Source organism: Streptomyces sp. NPDC001714, from assembly GCF_042892755.1.
In the GTDB taxonomy this organism is placed as follows: Bacteria; Actinomycetota; Actinomycetes; order Streptomycetales; family Streptomycetaceae; genus Streptomyces.
The window spans coordinates 802,582-823,806 of the sequence record NZ_JBIAUL010000001.1; the positions used below are offsets into that span (position 1 = coordinate 802,582).

18 protein-coding genes are annotated in these 21,225 nt (G+C 67.6%); 11 read left to right on the top strand and 7 right to left on the bottom strand.

Translation table 11 applies throughout. The annotated features are described in order from the left end of the window. Positions 1–64 precede the first annotated feature (64 nt). The 7 genes from ACFY0P_RS03745 to ACFY0P_RS03775 all read left to right on the top strand — a co-directional run bounded on the left by ACFY0P_RS03745 (position 65) and on the right by ACFY0P_RS03775 (position 11,356). Positions 65–2,323, top strand: a complete 2,259-nt coding sequence (locus ACFY0P_RS03745; protein ID WP_388906919.1) for an ABC transporter family substrate-binding protein — start codon at positions 65–67, stop codon at positions 2,321–2,323. A 246-nt stretch (positions 2,324–2,569) separates the two neighbouring features. Further along, positions 2,570–4,477 (top strand): translational GTPase TypA, encoded by a 1,908-nt coding sequence (gene typA, locus ACFY0P_RS03750; protein ID WP_388906922.1) that lies wholly within the window; start codon positions 2,570–2,572, stop codon positions 4,475–4,477. A gap of 645 nt (positions 4,478–5,122) precedes the next feature. After that, positions 5,123–6,163, top strand: a complete 1,041-nt coding sequence (locus ACFY0P_RS03755; RefSeq protein ID WP_388906924.1) for an ABC transporter permease — start codon at positions 5,123–5,125, stop codon at positions 6,161–6,163. Between the two features lie 101 nt (positions 6,164–6,264). Further along, entirely contained in the window at positions 6,265–8,067 is a 1,803-nt protein-coding gene (locus ACFY0P_RS03760; protein WP_388906926.1) for an ABC transporter substrate-binding protein, read from the top strand. A 106-nt stretch (positions 8,068–8,173) separates the two neighbouring features. Beyond that, on the top strand, positions 8,174–9,151 hold the full coding sequence (locus tag ACFY0P_RS03765; protein ID WP_388906929.1) for an ABC transporter permease: 978 nt from the start codon (positions 8,174–8,176) through the stop codon (positions 9,149–9,151). 20 nt (positions 9,152–9,171) lie between these two features. Then, positions 9,172–10,233: an ABC transporter ATP-binding protein gene (locus ACFY0P_RS03770; protein WP_388906931.1), complete on the top strand. Its 1,062-nt coding sequence runs from the start codon at positions 9,172–9,174 to the stop codon at positions 10,231–10,233. A 13-nt stretch (positions 10,234–10,246) separates the two neighbouring features. Further along, a complete protein-coding gene (locus ACFY0P_RS03775) occupies positions 10,247–11,356 on the top strand; it encodes an ABC transporter ATP-binding protein (RefSeq protein WP_388906934.1) in 1,110 nt (369 codons plus the stop codon). Positions 11,357–11,383: 27 nt separating this feature from the next. Here the strand turns inward: ACFY0P_RS03775 and ACFY0P_RS03780 are convergent, their stop codons facing one another. Then, on the bottom strand, positions 11,384–12,124 hold the full coding sequence (locus ACFY0P_RS03780) for a class I SAM-dependent methyltransferase (protein WP_388906936.1): 741 nt from the start codon (positions 12,122–12,124) through the stop codon (positions 11,384–11,386). Between the two features lie 84 nt (positions 12,125–12,208). Between ACFY0P_RS03780 and ACFY0P_RS03785 the strand changes: the two genes are divergently transcribed. Next, positions 12,209–12,598, top strand: a complete 390-nt coding sequence (locus ACFY0P_RS03785; protein WP_388906939.1) for a VOC family protein — start codon at positions 12,209–12,211, stop codon at positions 12,596–12,598. Here ACFY0P_RS03785 and ACFY0P_RS03790 read toward each other — a convergent pair. Further along, entirely contained in the window at positions 12,589–12,789 is a 201-nt protein-coding gene (locus ACFY0P_RS03790; RefSeq protein WP_388906941.1) for a DUF397 domain-containing protein, read from the bottom strand. The genes ACFY0P_RS03785 and ACFY0P_RS03790 overlap by 10 nt on opposite strands. Next, entirely contained in the window at positions 12,786–13,637 is an 852-nt protein-coding gene (locus ACFY0P_RS03795; protein WP_388906943.1) for a helix-turn-helix domain-containing protein, read from the bottom strand. Before ACFY0P_RS03795 ends, ACFY0P_RS03790 begins: the two co-directional genes overlap by 4 nt. 198 nt (positions 13,638–13,835) lie before the next feature. Here ACFY0P_RS03795 and ACFY0P_RS03800 point away from each other — a divergent pair, with 198 nt between their 5' ends. From ACFY0P_RS03800 to ACFY0P_RS03810, 3 genes are all read left to right on the top strand, one after another. After that, positions 13,836–14,243 (top strand): ATP-binding protein, encoded by a 408-nt coding sequence (locus ACFY0P_RS03800; protein ID WP_388906946.1) that lies wholly within the window; start codon positions 13,836–13,838, stop codon positions 14,241–14,243. Continuing rightward, positions 14,243–15,139 (top strand): hypothetical protein, encoded by an 897-nt coding sequence (locus ACFY0P_RS03805; RefSeq protein ID WP_388906949.1) that lies wholly within the window; start codon positions 14,243–14,245, stop codon positions 15,137–15,139. The genes ACFY0P_RS03800 and ACFY0P_RS03805 overlap by 1 nt, the downstream gene beginning before the upstream one ends. A 111-nt stretch (positions 15,140–15,250) precedes the next feature. Continuing rightward, positions 15,251–16,501 (top strand): MFS transporter, encoded by a 1,251-nt coding sequence (locus tag ACFY0P_RS03810; RefSeq protein WP_388906951.1) that lies wholly within the window; start codon positions 15,251–15,253, stop codon positions 16,499–16,501. A gap of 226 nt (positions 16,502–16,727) precedes the next feature. Here ACFY0P_RS03810 and ACFY0P_RS03815 read toward each other — a convergent pair whose 3' ends face one another. The 4 genes from ACFY0P_RS03815 to ACFY0P_RS03830 are packed head-to-tail and all read right to left on the bottom strand — an operon-like array spanning position 16,728 to position 21,179. Continuing rightward, positions 16,728–18,512, bottom strand: coding sequence for an ABC transporter ATP-binding protein (locus ACFY0P_RS03815; RefSeq protein WP_388906954.1), 1,785 nt, complete (start codon positions 18,510–18,512; stop codon positions 16,728–16,730). A 32-nt stretch (positions 18,513–18,544) separates the two neighbouring features. Beyond that, positions 18,545–19,501, bottom strand: a complete 957-nt coding sequence (locus ACFY0P_RS03820; protein ID WP_388906956.1) for a JmjC domain-containing protein — start codon at positions 19,499–19,501, stop codon at positions 18,545–18,547. Positions 19,502–19,505: 4 nt separating this feature from the next. Further along, complete coding sequence (locus ACFY0P_RS03825) at positions 19,506–20,144, bottom strand: 2OG-Fe(II) oxygenase (RefSeq protein ID WP_388906958.1); 639 nt, start codon at positions 20,142–20,144, stop codon at positions 19,506–19,508. Positions 20,145–20,195: 51 nt separating this feature from the next. Beyond that, positions 20,196–21,179 (bottom strand): JmjC domain-containing protein, encoded by a 984-nt coding sequence (locus ACFY0P_RS03830; protein ID WP_388907308.1) that lies wholly within the window; start codon positions 21,177–21,179, stop codon positions 20,196–20,198. Positions 21,180–21,225: the final 46 nt, after the last annotated feature.

The following is a 21,225-nucleotide window of genomic DNA, read 5'->3' on the forward strand; positions in this document are numbered from 1 at the left end:
CCAAAATACCCCCAAATGTGAACAGAACGCACCCGTGGTACCGGGCCACACGGAGGTAGCAGAGATGTCTCACCGCGGAGTCGGCGCCGGGCAGCGCCCCGAAGGGGCGCGGGGCGTTATTGAATGTGCGGCTACCGCCGCGTGGGCGCGACCAGCCACGACGGCGCCGCAGCCGAACGACGGCGGCACCTCCCGGCGCTACCGGCGAAGCCTCGCCTTCCTCGCCGCAGGCGCCCTCGCCGTCCCCCTCCTCGCCGGCTGCGGCTCCGACGACGAGGGGAGCAAGCCGCTGGCCGGGCAGGACATCGTGCCGGTCGCCCGGGACGCGGTCGCCGAGGGCGGCACCCTGAAGATGGCCGTGGACGCCGTACCGGAGACCCTCAACACCTTCCAGGCCGACGCCGACGCGGGCACCACCCGGGTCGCCCAGGCCGTCCTGCCGTCGATGTTCACCATCGACGCCACCGGGAAGCCGGTCCGCAATCCGGACTACCTGGAGTCCGCGAAGGTCATCGAGACCGAGCCCCGGCAGGTGGTCCTCTACAAGCTCAACCAGCAGGCCGTCTGGAGCGACGGCCGGGAGATCGGCGCCGCCGACTTCGCCGCCCAGTGGCGCGCCCTGTCCGGCAAGGACTCCGCCTACTGGACCGCCCGCAACGCCGGCTACGACCGCATCGCCCAGATCGAGCGCGGCGCCAACGACCTCGAGGTCCGGGTCACCTTCGACCGGCCGTACGCCGACTGGAGGTCGCTGTTCTCGCCGCTGTACCCGAAGGACGTCATGGGCACCCCGGACGCCTTCAACGACGGCGCCCGCCGCAAGCTGACCGTCACCGCGGGCCCCTTCCGGGTCGACAAGGTCGACACCGCCAAGAAGGACGTGATCCTCACCCGCAACCCGCGCTGGTGGGGACGTCCGGCCAAGCTCGACGAGATCGACCTGCACGCCGTGGACCGTGCGAAGCGGGCGTCCGCGCTCGCCGCCGGCACGGTCGACGTCGCCGACATCGACGCCTCCGAGGCCGAGCGGATCACCCTCGCCGGCCGGGAGAAGGGCACCGGCCTGCCGTTGCAGGGCTCCGGCAAGACCTCCGCCAAGAAGCTGCGGTCCTGGGCGCTGACCCTCGGCATGGACGAGGAGAAGCTGCCGAAGGGGCCGAAGAAGCTTCGCAGGAGCATCGCCAAGTGGCTGGAGCAGCAGCACGAGCTGCGCGACTTCGCCGTCCGCAAGTCGCTGGAGCCCGCCTACACCCAGCTCGCCCTCAACGGCTCCGAGGGTCCGCTCGCCGACGAGCGGGTGCGCCGGGCCGTCGCCCGCGCCCTCGACCGCCAGGCGCTCGCCAAGCTGGTGCTCACCCCGCTGGGGCTGCCCGCGGTGCCGGTCGGCAGCCACGTCGCCCTGTCCGGGCAGGCCGCCTACACCGACGGCAGCGGCGCGATCGGCGGCCTCGACACCCACGAGGCGCAGGCCCTGCTCGCCGACGCGGGCTGGGTGGCCGGCGGCCCGGTCAAGAACCCGGGGAAGGCCGCCGGCGCGGAGGACGAGAAGAAGGGCGACAAGAAGAAGGACGACGGCGAGCAGGGCGACGAGTCGGACGGCGGGCACGACGGGCAGTACATCGTCGGCGAGGACGACAAGGGCACGGACGACAGGGACACCCGCGACCACCAGAAGGACCACGCCCACGGGGCGCCCGGGGCGTACGCGCCGAAGGGCACGGCGGCACCCAGGGGCGCGGGCGCTCCGGCCGGGCCGCTGGCCAAGGACGGGAAGGCGCTCTCGCTGCGGTTCGTGCTGCCGTCGGGGCCGGGCTCGGAGACGCTCCAGACGGTCGCCGGCCAGATCTCGCAGATGCTGGACAGGGTGGGCATCGCGACCGAGATCCAGAAGGTCTCCGACGACAGCTACTTCAAGGACCACATCGCGGCCGGGCAGTACGACCTCGCCCTGTACTCGTGGCCGTCGTCCGCGTTCCCGGCGACGGACGCGCGGCCGATCTACGCGAAGCCGGTGGTGGCGGCCGACGGGTCGCTGAACGTCGAGCAGAACTACACGCGGGTCGGCACCGACCAGGTCGACCAGCTCTTCGACCAGGCGCTGGGCACGCTGGACGAGGGCGAGGCGGACGGGCTGCTGCGCAAGGCGGACTCCAGGATCTGGGCGTCGGCCGGCTCGCTGCCGCTGTACCAGCGGCCGCAGCTCGTGGGCGTCCGGAAGGACCTGGTGAACGTGGGCGCCTTCGGCTTCCAGACGCCGGTGTACCAGGACATGGGCTTCCTGAAGAAGGGGGCGAAGGTGTCGCCGAGCCCCAGCAAGGGGTAGGGCGGTCCGGTCCGTCGTCGGGTGCGGGTGTGCGGGGGCTGGTCGCGCAGTTCCCCGCGCCCCTTGGTTTCACCGCTGTTCGCCCCTTGATAAGTGCCCTGAGCTGCATATTCGTATCCCCGCGAGCCGCCGGTCGATCGGCCCCGTACCATGGGGTGAGGCCGTGGCGTGTTCAGCCCGGCAGGGTCCGCGTAACACCGACGTACGCGCAGGCCCCTTCCTCACACTCCGGGAGTACGCCGCACTATGGCCACGCGCCACGACATCCGCAATGTCGCCATCGTCGCTCACGTCGACCACGGCAAGACGACCATCGTCGACGGCATGCTGAAGCAGGCCGGCGCGTTCGCAGCGCACCAGCTCGAAGGCGTCGACGACCGCATGATGGACTCCAACGACCTGGAGCGTGAGAAGGGCATCACGATCCTGGCGAAGAACACGGCGGTGAAGTACCACCCCAAGGACGGGGGGGACGTCATCACGATCAACATCATCGACACCCCCGGCCACGCCGACTTCGGCGGCGAGGTGGAGCGCGGTCTGTCGATGGTCGACGGTGTCGTGCTGCTCGTCGACGCCTCCGAGGGCCCGCTGCCGCAGACCCGGTTCGTGCTGCGCAAGGCGCTCCAGCAGCGCCTGCCCGTCATCCTGTGCATCAACAAGACGGACCGGCCCGACTCCCGCATCGACGAGGTCGTCAACGAGACGTACGACCTCTTCCTCGACCTGGACGCGGACGAGGAGCAGATCGAGTTCCCGATCGTGTACGCCTGTGGCCGCGACGGCATCGCCTCGCTGACCAAGCCGGAGAACGGCACCGTCCCGGCCGACTCCACCAGCCTGGAGCCGTTCTTCTCCACGATCCTGGAGCACATCCCGGCCCCGACCTACGACGAGGCCGCCCCGCTCCAGGCGCACGTCACCAACCTGGACGCGGACAACTTCCTCGGCCGAATCGCGCTGCTCCGGGTCGAGCAGGGCGAGCTCCGGAAGGGCCAGACCGTCACGTGGATCAAGCGCGACGGCACGATGTCCAACGTGCGCATCACCGAGCTGCTGATGACCGAGGCGCTGACCCGCAAGCCCGCGGAGAAGGCCGGTCCCGGTGACATCTGCGCCGTCGCCGGTATCCCGGACATCATGATCGGTGAGACCCTCGCGGACACCGAGAACCCGATCCCGCTGCCGCTGATCACGGTGGACGAGCCCGCGATCTCCATGACCATCGGCACCAACACCTCGCCGCTGGTCGGCCGTGGCGGCACCGGCAAGGGCGCCGACAACAAGGCGGCCGTCAAGGACCGCAAGGTCACCGCCCGCCAGGTCAAGGACCGCCTCGACCGCGAACTGATCGGTAACGTCAGCCTCCGGGTCCTGGACACCGAGCGCCCCGACGCCTGGGAGGTGCAGGGCCGCGGTGAGCTGGCGCTGGCCATCCTGGTCGAGCAGATGCGCCGTGAGGGCTTCGAGCTGACCATCGGCAAGCCTCAGGTGGTCACCAAGGACGTCGACGGCAAGACGTACGAGCCCGTCGAGCGCATGACGATCGACGTGCCCGAGGAGCACATGGGCGCGGTCACCCAGCTCATGGGCGTCCGCAAGGGCCGTATGGACAACATGTCGAACCACGGGTCCGGCTGGGTCCGCATGGAGTTCGTGGTGCCGTCGCGCGGTCTGATCGGCTTCCGGACCGAGTTCCTGACCCAGACCCGTGGCACCGGCATCGGTCACTCGATCCACGAGGGCTTCGAGCCCTGGTTCGGCACCCTGCAGACCCGTAACAACGGCTCGCTGGTCGCCGACCGCGCCGGAGCCGTCACCGCCTTCGCGATGACGAACCTCCAGGAGCGCGGCGTGCTGTTCACGGACCCCGGCACCGAGGTGTACGAGGGCATGATCGTCGGTGAGAACTCCCGCTCCGACGACATGGACGTCAACATCACCAAGGAGAAGAAGCTCACCAACATGCGGTCTTCGTCGGCCGACTCGTTCGAGGCGATCGTGCCGCCGCGCAAGCTGTCGCTGGAGCAGTCGCTGGAGTTCTGCCGTGACGACGAGTGCGTCGAGGTGACCCCGGAGGCCGTTCGCATCCGCAAGGTGAACCTGGACGCCCGCGAGCGGGCCCGTGCCGCCAGCCGCGCCAAGCACGGCTGATCGCGCCTGATCGCAGGACGCCTGAGCCCGGGTGCCCCCATGATGGGGGTGCCCGGGTTTTTTGCAACCCGTTTTCGAGTGGGCGGGACTCGGCCAATCTCCGACCTGTGTCCGAAATGCGGAGATCCTCGCCCGATAGCCATGTAACAAGTCCGTTTCGCGGCCTTCTCCCGGCGAACGCTTTGTCCATTTTTCGGAAGAACTACGCGTCAGCTGTGACTGAATTGAGATTTAAAGACAGTGGTCGGCACCTGACTCATGGCAGATAGTTAGCCGCGTAGCGCTCGGGTCAATGGGTCTCGCGCTGTGGGGACAGCGCCCGACTCACGAGCATCAGGGGGTGTCTGACCCTCCGTCAGGGGTGTCGGAGGGTATGGACGGAAACCTCCTGTTGGTGAACACGTGAAGTCATGAGGAGGAACTCCCATGCGTGGTGTCGCGAACACCAGGTGGGTCGCACTCGCGCCATCAGGTCATTCCTGCGTCAACAACTGTTCGTCCGGCGACCGATTCTGAGGATCAGTCCGGCCCTAAAGCGCGGCCGTACGACTACGCGCGTCCGACTGCGGTTTCCCGCTGCTTCGCCGTGCGCTCCTTGGGCTACCCGGAAGCCCCCCACACCCACACCTGTGAAACGGACGAACAGTGACCAGTCCTATCGACATCGAGGACGGCGGAACTTCGCCCTTCGTCGAGGGCGAACCGGTGCCCCCGGCGAAGCCCGGAGCGGACACGCTCGAAGGCCGGTCCCCCGGCCAGCTGATGTGGATTCGCTTCAAGCGCGACCGCACGGGCGTCGTCTGCGCGATCATCGTGATCGCCTACTTCGTGATCTCCCTGGCGGCCCCGCTCCTGACGAAGCTCTCCGGCACCAACCCGTACACGCTGTACGGCCAGGATCCCACCTATGCGGACAAGCCGGTCCTGGACGAATTCGGGCTTCCGCTCGGCTACTTGGGCGGTGTCTCGGGCGACCACTGGTTCGGCGTCGAGCCGCAGTACGGCCGTGACCTGTACGCCATGCTGCTGTACGGCATGCGGACCTCGCTTTTCATGGCGCTCGGCATCACCGTCCTGGTCATGGTCACGGGCATCGTCATCGGCCTGGTCGGCGGTTACTTCGGCGGCCGTACGGACTACTGGCTCGGCCGCGTCACGGACTTCTTCCTGTCCTTCCCGCAGCAGCTGTTCTTCATCGCCTTCATGCCGGTGGTGACCTCGTTCTTCGTCGATCCCCGCGAGGAGACGCCCACCTACTTCCGGGCCCTGGCCATCCTCATCGTGCTGTGGCTGCTGGGCTGGATGGGCATGGCGCGCATCGTCCGCTCCACCGTACTGTCCCTGCGGGAACGGGAGTTCGTCGAGGCGGCCCGGGTCTCCGGGGCCTCGCCCTGGCGGATCGTCAGCAAGGAGATCCTGCCGAACGTCGTGACGCCGATCCTCGTGCAGTTCACGTACCAGCTCCCCAGCACCATCCTCAGCATCGCCTTCCTCTCGTTCGCCGGTGTTGGGTTCGTCGAGCCCACCCCGGACTGGGGACGCCTCTTCGCGGCCGGCGCCCAATACGCCGAGCAGGACCCCGCGTTCATGTTCTTCCCTGGCGTCGCACTGGTGATCTTCGTCCTGAGCTTCAACCTCCTCGGAGACTCCGTTCGGGACGCGTTCGACCCCAAGTCCGGGCGATAGGACGTCCCTTGGGTGGGGGTGGCTGCCGCCCCCCGTCGGTCTCACGGCCGGCGCCCGGCAGCACTCAGGGATCACAACCGATAAATAGGTGGATTCGCCACATGATGTCTCATCGCTCACTGCTGTCCCGCAGAGCGCGCACCCTGGTGGTCGCCGTCGCGGCCGGCTCCCTCGCGCTCACCGCCTGCTCCAAGAACGAGGGCGGGAAGTCCGGCACCGACTCCAAGAAGGACCAGAAGGAGGCCTCCGTCCAGTCCAAGGCGGTCACCTACCTCGGCGCGGCCGACTCCACCGGCCCCGCCAAGGACGTGACCGGGGCCAAGAGCGGCGGCACGATCCAGATCTACCAGGAGACGCCGCTGACCCACCTGGACCCCGGCCAGATCTACGTCTCCGACGCCGGCCAGATCGCCAACCTGCTCTTCCGTCGGCTGACCCAGTTCCAGGAGGACGACAAGGGCAACGTCTCGGTCGTCGGCGACCTCGCCACCGACTCCGGGAAGTCCTCCGACGGTGGTAAGACCTGGACCTACACCCTGAAGGACGGGGTCAAGGACCAGAACGGCAACGTGATCACCTCCGCCGACGTCCGGCACAGCGTCGAGCGGCTGTACGCGAAGTTCATCTTCGACGGTCCGACCTATCTGCAGACCTGGCTGAGCGGCGCCGACTACCGCAAGGCGCTGCCCGACGGTGGCTTCGGCTCCAAGCACCTGCCGGCCTCGGTTCTGGACACCCCAGACGACAAGACGGTCGTCTTCCACTTCGACACCCCGCGCCCCGACCTGCCGCAGACCCTCGCCATGGCGGGCTACGGCATCGTGCCGACCAAGACCGACACCAAGGCCAACTACGACAAGGCTCCGGTGTCCACCGGCCCGTACAAGATCGCCTCGTCGAAGTCCGGCAAGTCCCTCGTCCTGGTCAAGAATACCAACTGGGACCCGAAGACCGACTCCGTGCGCCACCAGTACGTGGACGGCTTCAACTTCGCCTTCGGCATCACCGAGTCCACCCAGACCAAGCGGCTCATCGCCGACCAGGGCGACTCCAAGGACGCCATCCAGTTCACCGGCAGCGTCGACGCCACCCAGATCCAGGACGTCGTCAAGAACACCGAGACGTACAAGCGGACCATCAAGGGCTACCAGCCGTACGTCATGACCCTCACCTTCAACCTGGACCGGGTCAAGGACAAGAAGGTCCGCGACGCCATCACCTACGCGGTCAACTCCAAGTCCCTGATCGCCGGCGAGGGCGGTGCATACGGCGGTGACGTCGCCCCCAACCTGTTCGCGCCGACCCTGCCCGGCTACGAGGCGACGTACGACCCCTACGGCCGTCTGAAGACCCCGCAGGGCAACATCGCCAAGGCCGAGGAGATCCTCAAGAGCGTCCCCGCCTCCGAGAAGAAGGTCGTCTTCGCCTACGCCAACACCGAGGCGGGCCAGCGCCGCAAGGTCGCCATCGAGGATGCCCTCACCAAGGTCGGCTTCGACGTCGTCTCCAAAGAGGTCGACGGGGCCAGCTACTACGAGCAGATCGGCAAGCTCGACAACCCGTACGACATGTACATCACCGGCTGGGGCCAGGACTGGCCGTCGCCGGGCACGGTCGTCACGCCGATCTACGACGGTGACCAGGTCGCCGACGGCTCCTCGAACTACTCGCACATCAACGACCCCAAGGTCCAGGAGCTGATCAAGAAGGCCCTCACCGAGCAGCCGACCGAGGCCGCGAAGACCTGGCGCGAGGCGCACCACTACATCCTGGAGAAGGTCAACCCGTCCGCCCCGCTCTGGTACACCAAGCAGCTCCAGCTGTTCGGCTCCAACATCGGCGGCGCCCGCTACAGCACCGTCTCCAGCTACATCGACGTCACCCGGCTCTACCTGAAGTCGTAGGCAACGGCTTCGGTGCCGCGGAGGCGCACCCCCCGGTGTGCCTCCGCGGCCCTGCGCGAACCCTCCAACCGTCCTTGCCGTCCTTGCAGAGAGCAGCCAGGCCGTCATGATCCAGTTCATCGTCCGGCGCACGGTGGGCGCCGCCGTCACCCTGTTCCTCATCGGCGCGGCCACGTTCTTCCTCTTCGTGGCCGCCCCCTCCGACTACGCCTCCCTCGCCTGCGGCAAGGACTGCACACCGGCCCGCCTGGCGGACATCCGCGAGGCGCTGGGCCTCAACCTGCCGCTGGCCCAGCAGTTCTGGGACTTCATGTCCGGCATCGTGATGGGCCGGGACTTCCCGACCGGCCACTGCTCGGCCCCGTGCCTGGGCGTGTCGTTCTACTCGGGCGACATGGTCTGGAGCACCATCATGGACCGCTTCCCGCTCACCCTGACGCTGACCGTCGGCGGCGCGGTCGTCTTCCTGATCGTGGGCGTCGGCGCGGGCATGATCGCTGCCTATCGCCGGGGCACGTACATCGACAAGTTCGCCACCGGCGCCTCGATGGTGCTCAGCTCCTTCCAGATCTACTTCCTCGGCCCGATCGTCCTGACCGTCCTCGTCTACAGCACCGGCTGGATGGAGGACCCCAAGTACGTTCCGATCACCCAGGATCCGGTCGGCTGGTTCGTCGGCATGTCGATCCCGGTGTGCGTGATGGCGACCATCTTCACCGCCCAGTACACCCGTATGGCCCGCTCCTCGATGATCGAGCAGCTCGCCGAGGACAGCATCCGCACTGCCAAGGCCAAGGGCATGTCCCGCAGCTACGTCTTCTTCCGCTACGCCTGGCGGGGTTCGCTCATCCCGATCGTCACCGTCTTCAGCATCGACCTCAGCGCCCTGCTCGGCGGTGCCGTCGTCACCGAACTGACCTTTTCCCTCCAGGGGATCGGCCGGCTCGCGGTGGACGGTGCGGTCAACAAGGACCTGCCGCTGACGATGGGCGTGATGCTCTTCGGCGCCTTCTTCATCCTGATCATCAACATCTTCACCGACATCACGTACGCGTGGATCGACCCGCGCATCCGCCTCTCTTAGGACCCTTAGGAAGCGACACCGTGACCACAGTGACCAAACCAGAGGGCGCACCGGCGGCGAACGCGCCGGACGGCTTCCTCTCGGTCCGCGATCTCCAGGTGACGTTCTCCACGGAGGACGGTCCCGTGACGGCGGTCGACGGGCTCTCCTTCGACCTGATGCGCGGCAGGACCCTCGGTATCGTCGGCGAGTCCGGCTCCGGCAAGTCCGTCACCAACCTGACGATCCTCGGCCTGCACAACCCGCAGTTCACGAAGATCGACGGCGAGATCGTGCTCGACGGCAAGGAGTTGATCACCGCCACCGAGAACGAGATGGAGCAGTTGCGCGGCAACCGTGCCGCGATGATCTTCCAGGATCCGCTGACCGCATTGTCCCCGTTCTACACGGTGGGCCGGCAGATCGCCGAGCCCTATATGAAGCACAAGCGGGTCTCGAAACGGGCGGCGTGGGAGCGTGCGGTCGAGATGCTGGCGAAGGTCGGCATCCCCAACCCCAGGGAACGGGCGAAGGACTACCCCCACCAGTTCTCCGGAGGCATGCGTCAGCGCGCCATGATCGCGATGGCACTGATCTGCGACCCTGACCTGCTGATCGCCGACGAACCGACGACGGCCCTTGACGTGACGGTCCAGGCGCAGATCCTGGATCTGCTGAAAGACCTGCAACAGGAGTTCGGCTCCGGCATCATTTTCATCACCCATGACTTGGGGGTGATCGCTGACATAGCCGACGACATCATGGTGATGTACGCGGGGAGCGCGGTGGAGCGCGGCACGGTCCAGGAGGTTATGCGCACACCGCAGCACCCGTACACCTGGGGCCTGCTGAACTCGATGCCGAGACTGGACTCCGACCTCTCGACTCCCCTGAACCCGATCCCGGGCACGCCGCCGTCGCTCCTGCACCCTCCCTCCGGCTGCCGTTTCCATCCCCGCTGCACCTTCCAGGACCGGGTCGGCGGCACCCGCTGCGTCACCGAACGCCCGCTGCTGGGCCTCGACCGCGCCTCGGCCTGCCATCTCACGGCGGACCAGAAGCAGACCATCTTCATCGAAGAGATCAAGCCCCGACTGGGCTAGGAGACGACACGCCATGACCCAGGACACGATCCTTCCCGCCCCGCGCGAGGTCGCCGTCGGAGAACCGCTGCTGGAAGTCTCCGGACTGACCAAGTACTTCCCGGTCAAGGGCGGCTTTCCGATCCGGAGGACGGTCGGGCACGTCCAGGCCGTGGACGGCATCGACCTGACCGTGCGGGTGGGGGAGAGCTTTGGACTGGTCGGCGAGTCGGGCTGCGGCAAGTCGACCACGGGCCGCCTCATTACCCGCCTCCTGGAGCCGACCAGCGGTTCGATTGCGTACCGCGGCAAGGACATCAGCCGTGCCTCGCGAAGGCAACTGGCGCCGATCCGCTCCGAGATCCAGATGATCTTCCAGGACCCGTACTCGTCGCTGAACCCCCGCCAGACGGTCGGCAAGATCATCTCGGGTCCCATGGAGATCAACGGGATAGAACCGGAGGGCGGCCGCGAGAAGCGCGTACGGGAACTGCTGGAGATCGTCGGCCTGAACCCGGAGCACTTCAACCGCTTCCCGCACGAGTTCTCCGGCGGCCAGCGCCAGCGCATCGGCGTGGCCCGCGCCTTGGCCCTGGAACCGAAGCTGATCGTCGCCGACGAACCGGTCTCAGCCCTGGACGTCTCCATCCAGGCCCAGGTGGTCAACCTCCTGCAGCAGGTCCAGAAGGAACTGGGCATCGCCTTCCTCTTCATCGCCCATGACCTCGCGATCGTGCGGCACTTCTCGCAGCGGGTCGCGGTCATGTACCTCGGCAAGATCATCGAGGTGGGCGACCGGGACGCGATCTACAGCCGCCCCCGTCACCCGTACACCCACGCTCTGCTCTCGGCGGTACCGGAGGTCAACCTCACGGACGACCCGGACGCGGTCGGCCGCGAGCGCATCCGCCTGGCCGGCGACGTCCCGTCCCCGATCAACCCGCCCTCCGGCTGCCGCTTCCGCACGCGCTGCTGGAAGGCCCAGGACAAGTGCGCGACGGAGGAACCCCCGCTGGTCCGGATCTCCGGCAACCGCGAGGGCCACCTCACGGCCTGCCACTTCCCGGAGGACCCGACGACGGAGGCCCGGGACGAGGACATCGTGCTGGATCCGGCGCTGGCGGCGCTGGAGGAGGAGGGATAGGACGGCGCCTGCGCGAAGAGGAGCGGCTCAGGCGCGCCGGGCGACCGTGATGATCTCGGGGCTGCCGGGGGAGAGCGGCCCGCGCGTCCAGTCGCCGTACTGCTCGACGACCTCCAGGCCGGCGTCGGCGAGGAAGACGGAGAGGGCGCCCCGGCCGAGGAAGCGCAGGGTGGACCGGCACACCTGGGGCTGGGGCCAGGGCGCGCCCTCGTACGTCTCCGTGAAGGTCACCCGCTCCCCGACCGGGGCACCGTCGACCTCGTGCCAGACGCGGACCTCACCGCCGTCCGGGTCGGTGGCGTGGTGCACGCGGTCCGGCGTCCAGGTCTCCCAGGCGCGTGCCGTGGGGTTACGGGTCTCGAAGACGAACCGGCCGGTGAGGGAGAGGGCGGCGCGCACGGCGGTCAGCGCGGCCCGCAGGTCGTCGTCGCCGAGCAGCTCCTGGAAAGCGTGACCTGTCATCACGACGAGCTCGAAGTCGTGGCCCTCCCATCGGCGGGCCCGCAGATCACCGAGCACCCACTCCACGCCGGGTTCGGCCCGACGCGCCTGTACGAGCATCGCCGCGGCCGGCTCGAGCCCCGTCAGCGACCCACCGTGCCCCGCGGCCCGCGCCTCGCGCAGCAACCGTCCAGTCCCGCAGCCGACATCGAGCACCGACCCGGCGGACATCACCAGGTCCAGGTAGAAGTCGTCACCCGGCCCCCACGGGTTGAGGCTGTCGTAGAGCGCGGCGAGCGAGAGATCCGCGTACGAATGATCGACCACCGCGGCAGTGTGCCACATGATGTTGAACGCAGGGTCAGGAACGGCTCTCTTCTTGAGCTTCTATCAACTTCCGTTGGACTGAGGATGCTTCATCACGTAGAGCTGTGGGTGCCGGACCTGGACCGGGCGACGGGGTCCTGGGGCTGGCTGCTGGGAAGCCTGGGCTGGACGCCGTACCAGAACTGGCCCGACGGGCGGAGCTGGCGGCTGGGGGAGACGTACGTCGTGGTCGAGCGATCCCCCGCGATGCGGCGCGGCGACGCCGGGCACGACCGTATGCGGCCGGGCCTCAACCACCTGGCGTTCTACGCACCGGACCGGGCGACGGCCGACGCGCTCACGGAAGCGGCTCCGGCACACGGGTGGACGCTGCTGTTCCCGGACCGCCATCCGTACGCCGGGGGCCCGGACCACTACGCGGCGTACCTGGAGAACGAGGACGGCTTCGAGGCGGAGCTGGTGGCTCAGGAATGAGGGTCCTGCAGGGCACTGACGAAGGCGGCGAAGCTGTGGGGGCGGAAGGTGAGGGTGGCTCTGGTGGGGGCTTTGGAGTCGCGGACGGATATGCGGGTGCGGCGGGGGGCTACCTCGACGCAGTTGTTGCCGTCGCCGCTTCCCGAGTAGGACGACCTGCGCCATTTGTCAGGGGCCACGGTGTGCCTCACAGCTCTTTCGTCATTTTGTGGATGAAGTCGCGCGACCGCTCGGGGCCGAGGGACGCCGACTCCACCTTACGGAAGAGCGTTCGAAACGCACCGAGTTGGGCCTCGGAGTCGATGAACCCCGCGCCCTGTGGTGCATCGCGCACCGCTGTGTCCAGCTTGGGCACGGCACCGCCCGCGTACATCATGGCGTTCGTCGCTCCGGCGAAGCCGTCCAGGTCGAACGGGATGACCCGTACGGTGATGTGCTCCTCCTCGGAGAACTCCAGGAGACGGTCGAGCTGAGCGCGTGTGGCGGCGCGGTCGCAGACCCTGATGCGCAGGGCCGCCTCGTGGACCACAGCCTCGTAGGGAACGCGGGCCGGCTCCTCCAAGACCGCCTTGCGTTCCATGCGGTGGCGGACGCGGAGCTCAAGATCGCTCGTCGGGAGTTCGGGCACCCGGTAGGAGAAGATGGCGCGGGCGTAGTCCTCCGTCTGGAACAGGCCGGGGATGTGCAGGAACTCCACGTCGAGCCGATACGAGGAGTGGTACTCCAACTCGGCGAGGTCCAGGAACGACGTCGGCAGTAGACCCCGGTACTCCTCCCACCACCCTCGGGTCCGGTCCGTCGCCACTGCTACCAGCGCCTCGATCAACCCCGTGTCCGTGCAGGAGTAATGGGCGGCGAGTCGCCGTACGCGCTCCTCGCTCACGCCTGCTGTACCGAACTCGATCTGGCTGATCTGGGCAGAGTCCGTCCCGAGCAGCGCGGCGGCCTCCAGTCCTTTGAGCCCTGCGGCCTCGCGAAGTTTGCGCAGTTCGGAACCCAGGCGCGCCTGGCGTGCAGTGGGTTGTTTCCTGCGCGTCATGTCTTCCTCCTCGCCAGGAACTGCCGTGAGGCAGAACCTCGTTCGAGGGGAAGATTACGGCAGCGACTTGCGCCGTCCCAAATTGTGACTCTACCGTCGGTGACACAACGGACACGCTGTGGAAGTGCACCGCATCTTTGTCGTGCGGCGATGCCACCGTGCGTGAAATCCCCTTCAGCTGACCGGAGTTGCTGACGCATGCCCGAGACCTGGGACTACACGCTCTACGTTCCCAACGATCCCAGAGCGGTGACGATCTCCCGCCGCACCCTGCGCCTGATCTTGACCATGCACGGACTGATCGGCCTGGTGGACACGGCGGAACTGCTCGCCGCGGAGCTGGTCTCCAATGCCGTACGGCACACGAAGGGGCCGGCGGCGTTGAGGGTGCGGCGTTCCCCGGAGGGCGTCGTGTGGATCGGGGCGTGGGATGCGGATCCCGTGCCTCCGGAGCCGCCGGGGTCGTTGGAGGCGGTGACGGAGCTTGAAGAGGCGGGTCGCGGGTTGGGGCTGGTGGTGGCGTGTGCCGACTGCTGGGGCTGGCAGCCGTCCGCCCGGTTCGGGGAGCGGGGCAAGTACGTGTGGTGTGAGTTGGGGGTGGTGTGATGGTGGGGTCGTCGCATGAGGCGTTGCACCGGATCTTCCAGAAGGATCCGGGGTTGCTGACACATGCGTTGCAGCGGGTGCTGGGGGTGCCGTTTCCGGAGACGCGGGAGTTCGCCGCGATGAACGTGGACCTGACGGAGATCGAGCCGGTCGAGCGTCGGGTGGACACGTTGCTCCGGGCGGAGACGGACGAGGGGACGTATCTCCTGGTCGTCGAGTCGCAGGGGGAGGTGGACGGCCGCAAGCGAGGGAGCTGGCCGTACTACCTGTCGTATCTGTATGAGAAGTACCGGTGTGAGCCGGTGCTCATCGTGATCACGCAGAACAGCGCGACCGCGCGGTGGGCGGCGCAGCCGATCCGGCTCGGCTTGCGGGGGTGGGAGTCGCTGACGGTGCGGCCGCTGGTGCTGGGGCCGGAGAACGTGCCGGTGATCGCGGATGAGCGGGAGGCGGTGCGGGACGTACCCCTTGCGGTGCTTTCGGCCATGACGCACGGGCGGGGCCGGCACGCTGCGGCCATACTGGAATCGCTGGCAGCCGCCCTGAAGACCATCGATCGCGACAGTGCCGCGGTGTTCGTGCAGTTCGTCGACTCGTGCCTGGTCGATCCCCAGGCGAAGCAGATGTGGAGGGACCTGATGACGGCGATGCAGTACTTCTGGCGGCACCCGCTGGCGGAGCAGGTGCGCGAGGAAGGCCGTGAGGAAGGCCGGGAGCAGGGGCGGATCCAGCAGTGCGCCGAGATGGTGCTGCGGGTCCTGGAATGGCGCGGCATTCCGGTGAGCGACTCCGTTCGAGAGCAGGTCGACGCCTGCACGGAACTGGATCAGCTGGAGCTCTTGGCCCAGCGGGCGGTGCACGTCGCGGACGCCGCGGAGCTGTTCGCCGAGTCCTGAACGGCGGGGCTCGGGCGCGGGTCGGGGGAGCCCGAGCCGTGATCCGTACTTGGCGGGAAGAGTGCGTGACGGTGACCGGCCCGAGGCGGCAAGGGCGTAGGGTGCCCGTCCATGTCTGCCGCTGAGCACCCCCCTTCCCTGCTGCGCAACACCGGTTTCGTGCGCCTCGCGTGCGCCCGGGTCATCTCCGTCCTCGGCAACGGGTTCGCCCGGATCGCGCTGGCCTTCGCTGTGCTCTCGCTGCCCGGCGCGACCGCGGGCGACCTCTCGCTCGTCGTCGCCTGCCAGGCGGTCCCGCAACTCGCGCTGGTCCTGGTGGGCGGGGTGATCGCGGACCGGGTCTCCCGGTCCGCGCTGATGGCCGTGGCGGACGTGCTGGGCGCCCTGTCGTACGGCGGGCTCGCGGCCATGGTGCTCAGCGGCCATGCCCCCGTCGCCGCGCTGTGCGCGCTCGCCGTCACCGCGGGCACCGCGACCGCTCTCTTCTCGCCGGCGATGGACGGGGTCATCCCGCGGCTGGTGCCGTCCGAGGCCCTCCAGCGAGCCAACGGTCTGTTGCGGGTCGGCACCAACACCTCCCTCCTGCTGGGGCTGGCCCTGTCCGGCGTGACGGTCGCGTGGGTCGGCGCGGGCTGGGCGCTGGCCATCAACGGCCTTTCTTTCGTGGTCAGCGCCGCACTCACCGCCTCCCTGCGGCTGCCGCGACGGCAACGGAAGTCCGCGTCGGGCTGGGCGGACCTGCGCGAGGGCTGGCACGAGTTCGCCTCCCGGCAGTGGCTGTGGGTGGTCGTCGTGCAGTTCTCCCTGGTGGTGGCGGCCATGAACGCCAACGCGGGCGTCCTGGGTCCGCTGGCCGCGAGGGCCCACTTCGGCGGGGCCCGCGCCTGGTCGCTGGTGGTGGCCGCACAGGCGCTGGGGGCCGTGGCGGGCGCCGGGATCGCGGCCCGTGCGCGCGTCACCCGGCCGATCCTGGCGGCGGTGCTGTTCACCCTCCCGGCTGCCCTGCCGCCGGCCCTCCTCGGGGTCGGAGCACCGCTGTGGGCTGTCGCTGCGGGCGCCTTCACCGCCGGCGTCAGCCTGGACTTCTTCGGCGTGCTGTGGGCCACAACCATGCAGCGCGAGGTCCCCGAGGAAGCGCTGTCCCGGGTCAGCTCCTACGACTGGTTCGGCTCGCTCACCCTCGCTCCGCTCGGCCTCGCGCTGGCAGGACCCGCCGCCGACGCCTTCGGCACCGACCGGATGCTGATCGCCTGCGCCGTCCTGATCGTCGCGGCCACCCTCGCCGCGCTCCTGTCTCCCGGGGTGCGGTCGCTGCGGGCACCGCACCTCCCTGAGGACAGTGGCGCGCTTGTACGGTCGTAAGCCCGTGAGAAGAGCCCGTACCCGGGGGGCCCGCCTCTGCCGCGCCTTGCGGCAACGCGTGTGGAAGCGGCGGCCGGACGCCACGGGACAAGGGTGTCCTACAGCGCATCGGGAGAGATTGACAAGCGAATCGTTGACCCCCGCATGTCTGTCACCCGACGTTGGACGCAGGACCGGGAACGGCTCTTCAAGGGAACCTCGGTCAATTCTCTGGCGACACGGGTGCTCACTGCACGGGCCGGGTGGTGAATCCATGTCCCGCCCGCAACTCACCGTCGGTGTAGCCATGTTGTGAATGCACGAATTCCTGGTAGACATTGTTTCGAGTCAACAGGTCCTCGTGGGTGCCGATACCGGCGATCCGGCCCTCGTCCAACACGACGATCCGGTCGGCATCGCGCACGCTGGAGATCCGCTGGGCGACCAGCAGAACCGTTGCCGCGCTCACCACCGGTGCCAGCGCCGCGCGCAGCCGTACGTCGGTGGCGTGGTCTAGGGCCGAAAAGCAGTCGTCGAAGAGATAGATCACCGGTTTGAGAACCAGGGCCCTGGCAATCGCAAGCCGTTGTCGCTGGCCGCCCGAGAGATTGACACCGCCCTGGGCCACGGGAGCGTCGAGTCCCTCGGGGAGAGACGCGACGAAGGCGCGTGCCTGTGCGGTCTCCAGCGCGTCCCACAACTCGTCGTCGGTGGCCTCCGGCAGACCGTGGCGAAGGTTCGACGCAACGGTGCCGCTGAACAGATGAGGCTTCTGGGGAACGTAGCCGATGCTGCCGACCATCGTCACTGGGTCAAGGCGGCGTACGTCGACGCCGTCGACACGGACCGCTCCGGCCGTGACGTCGAAGAGCCGCGGAATCAAACCGAGCAGGGTGGACTTGCCGCTGCCGGTGGCTCCGATCACCGCAGTGACGGTCCCGGGCTCGGCGGTGAGGTCGATATCGCGCAGCACTGCCTCCTGGGCCCCCGGATAACGGAACTCGACGCCGAGGAACTGCAACCGGCCGCGTGGCCGGACCGGACGAGTCGGAGCCACGGGTGGGGCGACGGAAGCTTCGGTGGTCAGAACCTCTCGTACGCGCCTCGCACTGACTTCGGCTCGCGGGAGCATCATGACCATCAAGGTGGCGGTGATGACGCCGATGAGCATGTACGAGGCGTAGGACAGGAAAGCCGCCAGCGCACCCACTTCGATGGCGCCGCTGTCCGCCCGATACGCGGCTACCCACACCACGGCGATGCCGGCCAGATTTCCAACCAGGGTCACGCAGGGGAACAGCCGGGCAGACAGCTGCGCGGACATTTCGTAAGCGTCCGTGAGGGCTTTGTTGGCATCGGCGAACCGGCGTCGCTCATGTCCGTCCTGCCGAAAGGCGCGTACCACGCGGACGCCGGTGATCTGCTCGCGCAGTATGTGGTGCACCTGGTCGAGATGATCCTGCACAGTACGGAAGAGCGGCATCATACGGTGGACGGTCGGCACGATGACGATCCCCAGGACCGGGACGACGGCCAGCAGAGGGACGGAGAGCGGGACGTCCAGCCTGAGAGCCAGCACCAGGCTGCCGCCGCAGATGCCGCACGGGAGGACGACATTGCGGACGAGCCCCTGGCAGATGAGCTGCACCTGCCGTACGTCCACAACGGTACGGGTGACGAGTGAGGAGATGCCGAACCGGTCCATCTCCGGCGAGGATAGGGACTGCACCCGGGCGAAGACATTGGCGCGCAGGTCCCGGCCGACCCCTGCCGTCAGGCGGGCACTGCAGTACATACCAGCCGCCGTGCTCACCGCGTCCACGAAGGCAAGTCCGAGCATTACCAGGCCGGACGCCATGATGCGGTGCACATTGCCCCGCGCAATGCCTTCGTCGATCAATTTCGCGTGCCAATAGGGCAGTAGAAGAGTCGCGGCGGATTCCAACAGTGCGAAGACGGTCGAGATCCCGATCAACGTCCGATACCTTGCCAGGACTCCTCCGAGGAGCCCGAACAGGGAGATCCCGGTCATGCGTCTGTTCGCCGGAGAGGCGGAACCCGTGGTCACTCGGACGAGAAGGAGAACGAAGGGCGTTCCTGCGGGGTTCGCCTCTCGGCGTCGATCAGGTGTCGCAGAAGCACCGGATCGTCCAGGGTGGTCACGACGGCGTCACGGAACTCGCCCAGCCACTTGTCCTGTTCGCTCCCCTGGCCGAACAAGGGCAGGTCCCTGCGGATCGCCGGATGCGTGCTGACGAGGTGTTTGACGAAGCGGTCCAGCAGACTGACCCCCGACGGGAGCCTTGTACTGAAGCTCAGATGAACGGACGGGCCCTCCGAGGCATGCACTTGGTGCCACCAGCCTCGAGGTACATAGAGCATGTCGCCCTTTGAGAGGACTCCGGACCACGACTCCCCGTCGGCGGCGGGCTCGGAAGGTTCGCTCAGACCGTGCACAGGATGCGGAGCAGTACTGGGGTACAGGGTCCACTTCTTGTGACCCTCAGCCTGTACGACGAAGACTTCGTGATCGTCCCAGTGCAGAATCGACTGGGCGCGGATGTTCGTCTGATTCATGTACAGGTTGACCTGCGTGACCGAGTGAAAGCTCTCCTCCAACAGGCCGGTGAGCCGTCTCAGCGGCGCGTGGTAGTAGTCGAAACAGTCGATGACCAGGGTGCCTTCGTCGGACAGCACGCGCGGCAGCTTCTCCGCGCTGAACCGGTAGGGATTGCCGCGAGGCGCGATCTGCGGGGCAGGCTCGATGTAGCGCGACGCGTTGAGCAGCCCGTCGCTTCCCTTGACACGCATACGGTGCATGTCGAACCGGGTGGATGCCAGCACCTCGTTCAACAGTGACCAGCTGAAGAGGCTGGCGAACCTGTGCGCGTCGCCGTGGATAAGCAGGGGTTGCTTGCCGAGGTACTCGCCCACGAACGCCTCGACACCCACCGGGTCGATGAGGGCGGCAAGCCCCTTGTCGGCATCGACGGTCGCCGTGCTGGTTGTCCGGGACTGCATGGATTCACCTCTCCTGATGGGGTATCTGCGTGCTTTGGATGCGCTGGAAGAAGCCAGTCACGGACGCCCGCACGTTCGATCCCGCGCTGATGTCCACCTTTTTGATGCAGTGATGGACACCGGACTTGATGACGACTAGCCGGTTCGGCCTCGGACCGACGTAGGCGCCCGTTCCGTTGTCCGAGCCGACAAGAAGCTCGCCGCCCCAGTCGACTTGCCACTCCGGATGCACATAGAGAACGAAGGAGCCGCTACGTCCCGCCGTGTCCTCATGCCAGGAAAGTCCGGAGCCTACTGGGTAGATATAGGGAGTGGCCGACATGAATTCCCAGTCGAATCCCTCCAGGCCCACCCACGGAGCAAGGTCGTCCCGGCACCGCAGCAACGCCTCGATCACCAGGTCGATCGGCCTGTCCGTGGGGAAGGTAAGCCGGAGATCGGGTGGTTCGGGATGGCCATACAGAACTCCGGTGCCGCAGAGTGGATTTCCGTCGGTGAGTTTGAACGCGCGGCGCCATACACCGCTCTGCACGAAGGACATCGTCTCCGTGGCGAATGCACCCCAGACCTGTCGCAGGGTTTCGGGTGGCAGGAAGTCGTCGAAGACGGCGAAGGATTTTTCGTCGCCCGATATCAGATTCACCGCGCTGTCTCTCCTCGAATACGGGGACCGCAGAAAATACGGGCAGAGGGGTCAGGTCCCCTCACCGGCAGCCGAGACATCGGGAAAGCCGAATTCGGGCCGCTCGCCCGGAAAGCGGCTGATTACGTCGCCCAACCGTTCCAACAGTCCTGGTTCGTCAAGCCCGGCCCGGACCGCCTCACGGAGATCCGTATACCATTGCGTCTCCGTCGATTCCCCTGCTCGCAAGGGAAGGTTTCGGCGGGCTACGGGCATGGTGGAGACCAGGTACCGGACGAAATTGACCAGGATCAGTCCGGCCCACGGCGGTCGGCAACTGAAGCTGAGATGCATGGACGGCATCTCCGGCCGGGGACTGACGCTGTGCCACCAACCTCGCGGGACGTACAACAGGTCCCCGGCTGTCAGTTCACCCTCCCAGAACACCGCACCGGCATCCGGACGCGGTGGAGTCGTGCGCCGCGTGACGGGATGGTCCAGCGTCGGCGCGAAGAGCTTCCAGGATTTCGCGCCCTCCACCTGGAGCACCCAGACTTCGTGGTCGTCCCAGTGCAGGTCCAGCTTGGGGGCCGCCCCGACGAGATTGGCGTACAGGTTCACGCAGACCGGAGCAGACAGGTACTGCTCGCACCGGCCGGCCAGAGCCCGCAGCGGCGGGTGCAGTTCCTCGAACTCGTCGATGGTCAACGTGGCGCCCTTCAGCAGCGACTCGGTCAGACCGATGGCGCTGAAACGCAACGGGGTGCCGGTGTTCCCCCGGAGCTGAGGGATCGGCTCTGTGTACTCGCTCCGCGCCACCGCGGTGCCACTGCGCATGACGGTGACGCGCTTGTCCTCGATGCGCATCCCGGGCAGCAGAATGTTGAGAGCATCCCAGCTGCACAGTGAAGAAACGCGCGCCGGATCCCCCCGGACGAGGAGCGGTTGCCTTCCCAGGTGCCTGGTCGTGAACTCGGCTTCGTCGACGGGGTCGATCAGGGCGGCCAGACCGCGATCCGGATTGCAGTCTATGGAGCCAGAAGTGACCGAACGCATCACAGGTTGTCGCCACCCTTCGACCACGCTCGTCCAAACAGGTTCC

Coding starts and splice junctions, on each gene's coding strand:
- ACFY0P_RS03775 (WP_388906934.1), top strand. CDS start 10,247: ATGACCCAGGACACGATCCTTCCCGCCCCGCGCGAGGTCGCCGTCGGA.
- ACFY0P_RS03765 (WP_388906929.1), top strand. CDS start 8,174: ATGATCCAGTTCATCGTCCGGCGCACGGTGGGCGCCGCCGTCACCCTG.
- ACFY0P_RS03760 (WP_388906926.1), top strand. CDS start 6,265: ATGATGTCTCATCGCTCACTGCTGTCCCGCAGAGCGCGCACCCTGGTG.
- ACFY0P_RS03810 (WP_388906951.1), top strand. CDS start 15,251: ATGTCTGCCGCTGAGCACCCCCCTTCCCTGCTGCGCAACACCGGTTTC.
- ACFY0P_RS03805 (WP_388906949.1), top strand. CDS start 14,243: ATGGTGGGGTCGTCGCATGAGGCGTTGCACCGGATCTTCCAGAAGGAT.
- typA (WP_388906922.1), top strand. CDS start 2,570: ATGGCCACGCGCCACGACATCCGCAATGTCGCCATCGTCGCTCACGTC.
- ACFY0P_RS03745 (WP_388906919.1), top strand. CDS start 65: ATGTCTCACCGCGGAGTCGGCGCCGGGCAGCGCCCCGAAGGGGCGCGG.
- ACFY0P_RS03820 (WP_388906956.1), bottom strand. CDS start 19,501: ATGCAGTCCCGGACAACCAGCACGGCGACCGTCGATGCCGACAAGGGG.
- ACFY0P_RS03785 (WP_388906939.1), top strand. CDS start 12,209: ATGCTTCATCACGTAGAGCTGTGGGTGCCGGACCTGGACCGGGCGACG.
- ACFY0P_RS03795 (WP_388906943.1), bottom strand. CDS start 13,637: ATGACGCGCAGGAAACAACCCACTGCACGCCAGGCGCGCCTGGGTTCC.
- ACFY0P_RS03815 (WP_388906954.1), bottom strand. CDS start 18,512: ATGACCGGGATCTCCCTGTTCGGGCTCCTCGGAGGAGTCCTGGCAAGG.
- ACFY0P_RS03830 (WP_388907308.1), bottom strand. CDS start 21,179: ATGCGTTCGGTCACTTCTGGCTCCATAGACTGCAATCCGGATCGCGGT.
- ACFY0P_RS03800 (WP_388906946.1), top strand. CDS start 13,836: ATGCCCGAGACCTGGGACTACACGCTCTACGTTCCCAACGATCCCAGA.